Genomic DNA, 8,890 nt, shown 5'->3' with positions numbered 1-8,890 from the left:
GGGGGGGGGGGGCCGACTCCGTGCGGCCGGCCCCGTCGCGCACCGGCCCCTCGGGGCGAACCTCGTAACCGGGAGTCCATCGCAGGTCTGCGCGGCGTGCGCCCCACACGCCGAGCACGTCGGCCTCGGCCCGTACAATGCGTGCTCATGACCGTCCTGCGTTCGATTCTGCTGTTCGGGCTGGCGGCGATCGCCGAGATCGGTGGCGCGTGGCTGATCTGGCAGGGCGTGCGCGAACACCGCGGCTGGGTGTGGATGGGGGCGGGCGTGATCGCGCTCGGCCTGTACGGCTTCGTCGCCACCCTGCAACCGGATGCGAACTTCGGCCGTATCCTGGCCGCCTACGGGGGTGTCTTCGTCGCGGGATCACTCGCCTGGGGGATGGTGGCCGACGGCTACCGCCCCGACCGCTGGGATCTCGCGGGCGCGCTCATCTGCCTGCTCGGCGTGGCCGTGATCATGTACGCCCCGCGCGCGGCCTGACCGGCGTTGATCCGCCGCGGGCACACCGGACGCGGCGGGCACACCGGACGCTCGCCACCGAGCTGAGCCGGAGCCGAACCCGATCGCCGGTCCCCGCGATGGATACACCTCACCGGACCGGCCCCGGCCGGGGTGAACCGCGGTCCGACGGCACAGCGGCGCGTCACCGCTACGGCGTCGCACCCAGCAGTTCGTCGATGATCGCGCGGGCGGTGGGGACGGCGGTCTCGTCGCCGAGGCGGGCGGCCACATTGGCGGCGCCGACCAGCGCGTCGAGTTGGAAGGCCAGCCGGTGTGGGTCCCGCCCGGTCACCTGCCCCTGTTCCTGGGCGCGCCGGATCTCGCGTTCCAGCACGGTGAACCAGTCGGCGCGGTCCGCCTCGAGCGCGTCGCGGACCGGACCGGGCCGCGAGTCGAATTCCACGGTTCCGGCCACCCGGAAACAGCCGCCGGGGAAGACCGGTTCGTCCACGTAGTCGAGCCAGTTGCCGATCAGGGCACGCAGGCGCGGCCAGCCCTCGGGTTCGGATCGCGCGGGCCGCACGACGGTCTCGACGAACACCTCCCGCGCGGACCGGACGGCCGCGAGCTGCAACTTCTCCTTGTTGCCGAACAGCGTCGCGACCCCGCTCTTGCTCAGCCCCAGATCGCCGGCCAGCCGTCCGAGGCTCAATCCCGTCAGCCCCTCCGCGGAGGCGACGTCGGCGGCGTGCCGTGCGATGGCCGCCCGAGCCCGCGCACCCTTGAGCAAGCGTTGATCGGAGATCTCCGTCTGGTCGGCCATGCCTTCATCCTTCCATTCCCCTTGCGCAAACGCACGATCGGTCGTACTTTTCATAAACACGAACGATCGTACGTACTGTTTTGCTCCTCCCACAGAAAAGTTCAGCGCCATGACCGATGTCTCCGCTCGATCCGCCGAGACACCCGCCACGACACCCACTCCCCCACCCGCCGCCGCCCGGCGCGCCCTGCTGGTCGCCTGCGGCGCGGCCTTCCTCGCCTTCCTCGACCTCTCGGTCGTCAATATCGCCTTCCCCGCCATCGCCCGGGACTACTCCGGCACCGCTACCACCACCCTCACCTGGGTGGTCAGCGGCTACGCGGTGGCCTTCGCCGCCCTGCTCACCCCGGCCGGGCGCTGCGCCGACGCCCTCGGGCGGCGGCGCGTATTCCTCTGGGCCATCGCCGGATTCGCCCTCACCTCGGTGCTGTGCGCGCTGGCTCCCGCCGCCGGGTGGCTGCTCGCCGCGAGATTCCTCCAGGGCATGACCGCGGCCTTCATGATTCCGGCCGGACTCGGCCTGGTCCTCACCGTCACCGCACCCCAACGGGTCGGCGTCGCCATCGCCGCGTGGACGGCGGCAAGCGGATTCGCCGCGCTGGTCGGGCCCGCGCTCGGCGGCGCGCTCGTCGAATGGTTCGGATGGCGTTCGATCTTCGTCATCAACGCGCCCGTGGCCGCGCTGCTCATCCTGGCGGGACTGCGCGTCACCGGGGTCGCCGACCGGCACGACGGCGGATTGCCCGATCCGCTCGGCACCCTCGCGACCGCGCTCGGCATCGGCGGGCTGGTCGCCGCGGTGACCGAGGGACAGCACTGGGGCTGGACCGACGGGCGCACCGCGGCCACCGGACTCGGCGGGCTCGCCCTCCTCGCGTTCGCACTGCTGCGGTCGCGCCGCAGCGCCCGCCCGGCCATCGCGGTCGGACTGTGGCGCAACCACCGCTACGCACTGGTCAACGCCGTCTCGTTCGTCTTCGGCGCGACCATGTTCGCCTGGCTGTTGGCCGGACCGCTGTGGCTCGACGCCATCTGGCGGTACTCGGTGCTGGAATCGGCGGGGGCCATGACCTTCGGCGCGGTCGCGTCCATGATCACCGCGGTCCTGGCGGGGCGCGCATCCGAGACCGCGCAGCGCTGGCTGGGGGTGCTCGGCGCGCTGCTGTTCGCCGCCTCGACGCTGTACATGAGCACCGACTTCTGGGACACCACACCGGAACTCTGGCGCGCGTGGCTGCCCGCCGGACTGCTGGGCGGCGGCGGCATCGGGCTCATCGTCACGGTGCTGGGCGCGGCGGCCGCCCGCGCGCTGCCGCCGCAGGACTTCGCGGCCGGTGTCGGCATGAACCTCACCGCCCGCCAATCGGGCGGCGCGCTCGGCGTCGCGATGCTGGCCGCGGTGTTCGCCGCCCATCCGGACGCACCGCTGACCGCCTTCCATATCCTCTTCGCGCTCTGCGCCGCCATCGCCTTCGCCGCCGCGATCCTCGCGGCCCTCCCCACCCGCACCGAGGAGACCACCCGATGAATCGACACGTGACGACCGAACCGCGCACCGAGGCCGACGACCCCATGGTGCTGTCCGCCGAGGCCATCCGCGATCTGCTCACACCGCTGCCGTGGCGACGGTTCGCCGTGCTCGGCGACTCCACCGCGGCGGGCACCGGCGATCCGTGGCCGGGCTACGACACCGTACCGTGGCCGGAGCGTCTCGCACGGGCGCTGCGCGCGGCTCATCCGGAGGCCGAGTACCTCAATACCGGGGTGATGGGCGCGACCATCCGGGAGGTCCGCGACGGCCAACTACGGCGCGTGCTCGACTTCGCGCCGGATCTGGTGCACGTCAGCTGCGGCGGCAACGATCTGTTCCGGCCCGATGCGGATCTCACGACCGTGCAGAACGATCTCGACGAACTGTGCGCGGCACTGGCGGCCACGGGGGCGCGGCTGTCGCTGTTCACCCTCGCCGACGCCTTCACCGACCGGTTGCGCTCACTGCGTCCGCGTTTCGCGGCCTTCACCGAGATCACGCGTGGGGTCGCGGCCAGGCACGACGCCATCGTGACGGAGTTCTGGGAGCATCCGGCGCGGCTTCGCCCCGACTGGCTCAGCGCCGATCGCATCCACCTCACCATGGCCGGACAAGCGGTGGTGGCGTCCGAAATCGCCACAGCCCTCGCCCGCCACCATCATTCGATCACGACCGACAGCGGCCGCTGACCTGCGGCGCAGGGTCGAACCATCGGTCGGGGCCGGCTCCGTCCGGCAGGCGCGGCGGGGATGCACACTGTGCAGCAATGCCTTTCGCGCACAACGGCATCGAGTCGGCTCCACGTGAAACACATCCGACCCGCCGGTTCCGCCGCTGTCGAACCCCTTGGCACCACAGCGAATTCCACGACGTTCGACACCCTCGGCAGCGGCCGGATCGCCTGCTTGACGCACCCACACCAGTGAGAGATAGTGACACCAATTCTCTCATCCTCAATGTGGAGGTTGCCATGGACACGGACGCACCGCGTTTCGGACCCGGATCGCTGCTGTACGAGACGTACGGCGACCGGCGCGGATACCTGCTCGCGCCCATGGAGGGCCTGCTCCAGCTCATGTACCCCTCGCTCGGACGCGGCGTGGAGCAACACTCGGACTTCTTCAACGAACCGTGGGAGCGGCTGTTCCGGTCGGTGCCGCAGATCCAGGGCATGATCTTCGACGGACCCGAGGCGATGCGCACCGCCGCGCGGATCCGCGACTTCCACTCCGATATCAAGGGCACCATGCCCGCCGGGGAGCGCTATCACGCCCTGGACCCGCACACCTACTTCTGGGCGCACGCCACCTTCATCGACACCGCGTGGCGGGCCCGGGACCTGTTCGCGCGGCGGCCCTACACGCGGGACGAGAAGGCCGCCGTGTACGCGGAGGGGCTGCGCTGGTGGGGCATGTACGGTATGTCGACACGCATCGTCCCGGCCACCTACGACGACTTCCTCGACTATTGGAACCACACGGTCGAGCACGTACTGGAACCGACGCCGTCGGCCCGCGCACTCATCGACTACTTCGACGGCGCGGCCGATATGCCGCAGCCGTGGCTACCGACGGCACTGTGGCGGATTCTCGCGCCCAGCGCGAGCGAGGCGTGGCGGCACGTGCTGGTCGGCACCCTGCCCCCGCACATCCGCGAGCTGTACGGCTACCGGTGGACCCGCGCCAACCAGCTGGCCTTCGACACCTTCCGCCACGCGGTGGCGCGCACCTGGCCGCTGCTCCCGGAGACGCTGCGCATCATGCCGCGGGCGCGGGCGGCCTACCACCGCGAGGGCCGCACGGGGCTGCGCGTCGCGCTGGATCGCGCGGCCGATCGGCGGCAACCCCTGCGCGCGGCCGGTTAGCGGACAGGATTCCGTCCGGCCCGGGCCGTCGTGCCCCCGGGCCGGACGGTGGAGCACGCCGTCGATCAGGTCCAGAGCGCGGCGATGAACACGTTCAGGACGGCCAGCCCACCGGAGGCGTGGGTCATCCACGGCACCGCCTTGCCGCGCTTGGCGTCGGCCCGCCCGATCTCGGCGAAGGCCGCCACGGCGAGCGAGATCACCAGCTTGATGCCGATCTTGGTCATATTGGGATCCTTGCCGAGCGAATCGATCGATTCGGCGAGGCCGACCAGGATGACCCCGGTGACCAGCTGGAGGCGGGCTCCCCACACCATCAGCTCGGACACCCGCGGCTGTCCGGCCGCGTAGCCGCCGACCACCGCGGCCATGCCCAGCAGATGTGCCACGACCACGAGGTTGTAGACGAAATCCATGGATACACACGGTAGTTGATCGCCCGGGGTCAACGACAGTCGGTAGTACGCATGGGCGCGTCGACCGGATCAGGCGGTCACGGACGGACGGTCCGACCTCCGCGCACCGATACCGGCATCGGGGGAACGGCCGAGCGCCACGAACTGTTCGACGGCGCCACCGTGGCGAGCGAGGACCTCCGCGCGCGCCCGGCCGCGCCGGAAGGTGACCGGGGCCCGCCCGGTGTGCAGCTGCGCTCACGATCGTCACCCTTTCGTGTCGTCCCGTCGATCAGCACAGCAAACTACGAGCACAATCCGCCTCCCCAGGGCCCAAGTACTCCGGTACGAGACCGGAGGTCCCGTACCGGAGTGTCGGGAACCCCACAACAAGGCCGATGTCGCGTTTCGCGCCGGGCCGGGCCGGGTAGTCCACTCCAAGTGGCTCACATCGGTCCGTGTGCGGCGGGGGTGGGTCGGACGCATGGGCACCAGCGCGGTCGGAGGAGTTGAGGGTGGCGGTTGTACTCGTGCTACGCGCACGCGGACTGGGTGATCTCCTCACCGCGGTCCCGGCGCTGCGCGCGCTGCGCCGGGCCAGGCCCGGCGACCACATCGCACTCGCGGCCCCGCACCGGTTGAAACCGATCGTGGATCTGATCGCCTCCGTGGACGAGATGGTGCCGATCACGGGTCCGACCGGGATGCGCTGGGACGGTCCGCCGCCCGCCCTGGCGGTCAATCTGGACGGTCACGGCCCCGAGGGCCTGGTCGAGCTGATCCGCACCAAACCCGAACGCATCCTCACCTACCGCAATCCCGCCTTCCCGGACCTGCCGGGACCGGAATGGGAACCCGATATGCACGATGTGGACCGCTGGTGCCATCTGCTCGAGACCGACGGGATCACCGCCGACCGTCGCAATCTGGGCCTGGTACCCCCGGTCGCCACCACCAGCCACCGCGACTGCGTGGTGGTGCACGTCGGCGCGGGCGCGCCCGCCCGCCGCTGGCCGCCGGACCGTTTCGCCGCCGTGGTCCGGCATCTGCTGGTCCAGGGGCGCGAGGTGGTGCTCACCGGTGACGAGTTCGAGCGCGACATCGCCCTCGGGATCGCCACCCGGGCGGGCCTGCCGGTCTCACGGGTGCTCGCCGGGGAGCAGAACCTCATCGAATTGGCCGCCACGGTCGCCGAGGCGTCCCTGGTGGTGTGCGGGGATACCGGCGTCGCACATCTGGCCACCGCCTTCGGCACCCGGACCGTGCTGTTGTTCGGCCCCAATCCGCCCTCGCGCAGCGGCCCGCCGCCGCATCTGCTGGGCCGGCACGTGGTGCTGTGGGCCGGACAGCTCGGCGACCCCTACGCCACCAGCCCGGATCCGGGTCTGTTGAAGATCGGCACCACCGAGGTGATCACCGCGGTCGACAAGCAGCTGCACAAGCGGACGTGGCCCGCGCCCGGGATGGAACAGCGGCGCGGCCCGCAGGCGTATCGCCGGGTCGGCTGACCGACGCGGGCGGCCTAACTCTCGCCTTCCGCCATATCCGCGCTGGCCGTGGACAGTGCCGCCGAGTAGGCGGCGATGGCGCTGGGCCAGAACTGCTCGAGATAGTCGCGGGCGTCGGCGAGCCCGCGCGGGTCCAGGGAATACAGGCGGCGGTTGCCCGCCGCGCGCATCATCACCAGGCGGGCCTCGCGCAGCACCTTGAGGTGCTGGGACACCGCGGAGCTGCTCACCCCGGAGATCGCCGAGAGTTCGCCGACCGAGCGTGGCCCTTGCGGCAGGGCCTCGAAGATGGTGCGGCGGGTGGGGTCGGCGAGCGCGACCAGCACCCGAACTCCGTTAGCGGGCACTTACATAGTGTGTGCCCCGCACGGCGTGTCGGTCAAGATCGCTCGTTTCGCCATTTCCCAACGTCATTTCGAAATTACCGGCGTGTCGTTACCAGGCTGTGACATATCAGCTGGGCTTTTGCGGCGCTGTGACGGTAACGACAAGGTTTCGGTTCCAGGGTTTGCCTCCCGTACGTTCGTGCCATGCCCGTAACCGTTCCGTTATCAAAGGGCCGCGCACTGCGCCGGTACCGGGCCGCTGCAACTCGTGCCGTGGCCGTCACCGCGATTGCCGGGGCCTCGCTGTCCGTACTCGCCGCCGCCGACCAGCAGGCCGACGGCACCCCCGCCGGGAAGCTCACCGCCGCGCCGCAGCAGGAGGCGCCCGCCCACGAGATCCGTCCGGTCGCCAATGTCGGCGGCATCGAGATCCCCGATTTCATTCCCGTTCCCCCGCAGATCGACGACCTGCTCAACGGGATGGCCCAGGACCACCGGCCGCGCACCGTGCGCCCGGTCGCCGGCCCGCTCAGCTCCGGTTACGGCATGCGCTGGGGTGCCATGCACTCCGGTCTGGACTTCGCGGACGGCTTCGGCGCGCCGATCGCCGCCGTCACCGACGGTACCGTCATCGAGGCCGGTCCGGCCTCGGGCTTCGGCCTGTGGGTGCGCATCCAGCAGGACGACGGCACCATCGGCGTCTACGGCCACATGCAGGACATCCTGGTGTCGGTCGGCCAGCACGTGCGCGCCGGTGACGTGATCGCCACCGTCGGCAGCCGCGGCTACTCGACCGGCCCGCACCTGCACTACGAGGTGCACACCGACGCCGGTCCGATCGACCCGCACCCGTGGCTGGCCGCCCGCGGTGTGAGCGTCGGCTAGCGACACACCCCGCCGCCGCGGATCGACAGCCGATGAGGGGCTGCCGAAACGATCCGGCGGACAACAGTATCGACGAACAGCAGTATCGACGAACAGCAACGACGCCCCCGGTACCGCCGGGGGCGTCGTCATACCCGGGTACGAGAGGCGAACGGCTCCGTGGGGTGACCCGGCGCGCGGCCGTCCGACCCTAGCGTCGGCCCCATGCTCAGCGCCTCGCCCGCCGCTCCCCCGACACCGCGCACCCGCCGCCCGCATCGGCCACTGCTGGCGTGCACGGCCGTCATGGCCGTCCTCGTGGTCGTCACCCTGTGCGCCATGGTCGTCGACGACCGTCGACTGCTCGGCGAGTCGATCTGGTTGAAACCGTTCAAGTTCGGACTCGCCTTCGTCCTCTACACCGCGACCCTGGCATGGCTGCTGTCGTTCCCGCACCGCGGCAGCCGGGTCACGTGGTGGATGGGCACGGCGTTCGCCGTCACCGGGATCGTGGACGTCGGATTCATCGTGGTGCAGGCCGCGCGGGGCACCTTCAGCCACTTCAACAACCAGACCGATGCCGTCAACACCATCGGCCAGACCGTGTTCATGTCCGGGGTGCTCGGCCTGTTCGCCGCGAACCTGGTTATCGCGGTGCTGCTTTCGTGGCAGCGGGTCACCGACCGCCCCACCTCGCGGGCCATTTCGGCCGGACTCGGGATCGCGGTGCTGGGCATGGCGATGGCATATCTGGTCGGCGGCACCGGCCCGCAGCGGGTCACCGACGCCTACGGCCGTCCGGTGGAACTGGGCGCTGGCCACACCGTCATGCCCGGCGATCCCCCGGTGCGCGACGGCGTGGGCGCCGGAGTGCCGGTGCTGCGCTGGAGCACCGAGGGCGGCGACCTGCGCATCCCGCATTTCCTCGGTATGCACGGCATCCAATTGCTCATCCTGGCCGCGGTCCTGCTCGCCCGTTACGCGCCGCGGGTGCCGTGGCTGCGCACCGAACGCACGCGCGCCCGCATCGTGGGCGTGCTGGCGCTGTCCTACACCGGATGGATGACGGTACTGCTGTGGCAGGCGCTGCGCGGGCACCCGGTGACCCGCCCCGATGCCGCCACCCTGGCCGCGT

General features: G+C 70.9%; 10 protein-coding genes. 7 read left to right on the top strand and 3 right to left on the bottom strand.

The genetic code is table 11. The features are described 5' to 3' along the window. Positions 1 to 147: 147 nt before the first annotated feature. Entirely contained in the window at positions 148 to 483 is a 336-nt protein-coding gene (locus tag QK444_RS26565; protein WP_282784794.1) for a YnfA family protein, read from the top strand. Positions 484 to 652: 169 nt separating this feature from the next. Here QK444_RS26565 and QK444_RS26560 read toward each other — a convergent pair whose 3' ends face one another. Then, positions 653 to 1,267: a TetR/AcrR family transcriptional regulator gene (locus QK444_RS26560; RefSeq protein WP_282784792.1), complete on the bottom strand. Its 615-nt coding sequence runs from the start codon at positions 1,265 to 1,267 to the stop codon at positions 653 to 655. A gap of 109 nt (positions 1,268 to 1,376) precedes the next feature. Here QK444_RS26560 and QK444_RS26555 point away from each other — a divergent pair, with 109 nt between their 5' ends. From QK444_RS26555 to QK444_RS26545, 3 genes are all read left to right on the top strand, one after another. Then, positions 1,377 to 2,795 carry an MFS transporter gene (locus tag QK444_RS26555; protein WP_282784790.1) on the top strand — a complete coding sequence of 473 codons (1,419 nt, stop codon included), beginning with the start codon at positions 1,377 to 1,379 and terminating at the stop codon, positions 2,793 to 2,795. Beyond that, complete coding sequence (locus QK444_RS26550; RefSeq protein WP_282784788.1) at positions 2,792 to 3,487, top strand: SGNH/GDSL hydrolase family protein; 696 nt, start codon at positions 2,792 to 2,794, stop codon at positions 3,485 to 3,487. The genes QK444_RS26555 and QK444_RS26550 overlap by 4 nt, the downstream gene beginning before the upstream one ends. Positions 3,488 to 3,768: 281 nt before the next feature. Beyond that, positions 3,769 to 4,662 carry an oxygenase MpaB family protein gene (locus QK444_RS26545; protein WP_282784786.1) on the top strand — a complete coding sequence of 298 codons (894 nt, stop codon included), beginning with the start codon at positions 3,769 to 3,771 and terminating at the stop codon, positions 4,660 to 4,662. A gap of 65 nt (positions 4,663 to 4,727) precedes the next feature. Here QK444_RS26545 and QK444_RS26540 read toward each other — a convergent pair whose 3' ends face one another. After that, complete coding sequence (locus QK444_RS26540; RefSeq protein ID WP_282784784.1) at positions 4,728 to 5,078, bottom strand: hypothetical protein; 351 nt, start codon at positions 5,076 to 5,078, stop codon at positions 4,728 to 4,730. A 494-nt stretch (positions 5,079 to 5,572) separates the two neighbouring features. Between QK444_RS26540 and QK444_RS26535 the strand changes: the two genes are divergently transcribed. Continuing rightward, on the top strand, positions 5,573 to 6,565 hold the full coding sequence (locus QK444_RS26535) for a glycosyltransferase family 9 protein (protein ID WP_282784782.1): 993 nt from the start codon (positions 5,573 to 5,575) through the stop codon (positions 6,563 to 6,565). A 14-nt stretch (positions 6,566 to 6,579) separates the two neighbouring features. Here QK444_RS26535 and QK444_RS26530 read toward each other — a convergent pair whose 3' ends face one another. Next, a complete protein-coding gene (locus tag QK444_RS26530) occupies positions 6,580 to 6,912 on the bottom strand; it encodes a metalloregulator ArsR/SmtB family transcription factor (protein ID WP_282784780.1) in 333 nt (110 codons plus the stop codon). A gap of 252 nt (positions 6,913 to 7,164) precedes the next feature. On the opposite strand from QK444_RS26530, the gene QK444_RS26525 reads away from it, so the two are divergent. Beyond that, positions 7,165 to 7,776, top strand: coding sequence for a M23 family metallopeptidase (locus QK444_RS26525; RefSeq protein ID WP_029927895.1), 612 nt, complete (start codon positions 7,165 to 7,167; stop codon positions 7,774 to 7,776). A gap of 204 nt (positions 7,777 to 7,980) precedes the next feature. Beyond that, positions 7,981 to 8,890, top strand: a 910-nt coding sequence (locus QK444_RS26520) for a hypothetical protein (RefSeq protein ID WP_282784777.1), incomplete at its 3' end; no start/stop codon positions are given.

Source organism: Nocardia sp. CC201C (genome assembly GCF_030010695.1).
GTDB classification, from domain to species: Bacteria; Actinomycetota; Actinomycetes; order Mycobacteriales; family Mycobacteriaceae; genus Nocardia; species Nocardia otitidiscaviarum.
The sequence above is the reverse complement of the archived record's forward strand: the minus strand, read 5'-3'. Positions and strand labels throughout refer to the sequence as shown.

What these genes read in the sequence shown, in the direction of transcription:
- QK444_RS26565 (WP_282784794.1), top strand. Translation starts at nt 148, where the DNA reads ATGACCGTCCTGCGTTCGATTCTGCTGTTCGGGCTGGCGGCGATCGCC.
- QK444_RS26560 (WP_282784792.1), bottom strand. Translation starts at nt 1,267, where the DNA reads ATGGCCGACCAGACGGAGATCTCCGATCAACGCTTGCTCAAGGGTGCG.
- QK444_RS26555 (WP_282784790.1), top strand. Translation starts at nt 1,377, where the DNA reads ATGACCGATGTCTCCGCTCGATCCGCCGAGACACCCGCCACGACACCC.
- QK444_RS26550 (WP_282784788.1), top strand. Translation starts at nt 2,792, where the DNA reads ATGAATCGACACGTGACGACCGAACCGCGCACCGAGGCCGACGACCCC.
- QK444_RS26545 (WP_282784786.1), top strand. Translation starts at nt 3,769, where the DNA reads ATGGACACGGACGCACCGCGTTTCGGACCCGGATCGCTGCTGTACGAG.
- QK444_RS26540 (WP_282784784.1), bottom strand. Translation starts at nt 5,078, where the DNA reads ATGGATTTCGTCTACAACCTCGTGGTCGTGGCACATCTGCTGGGCATG.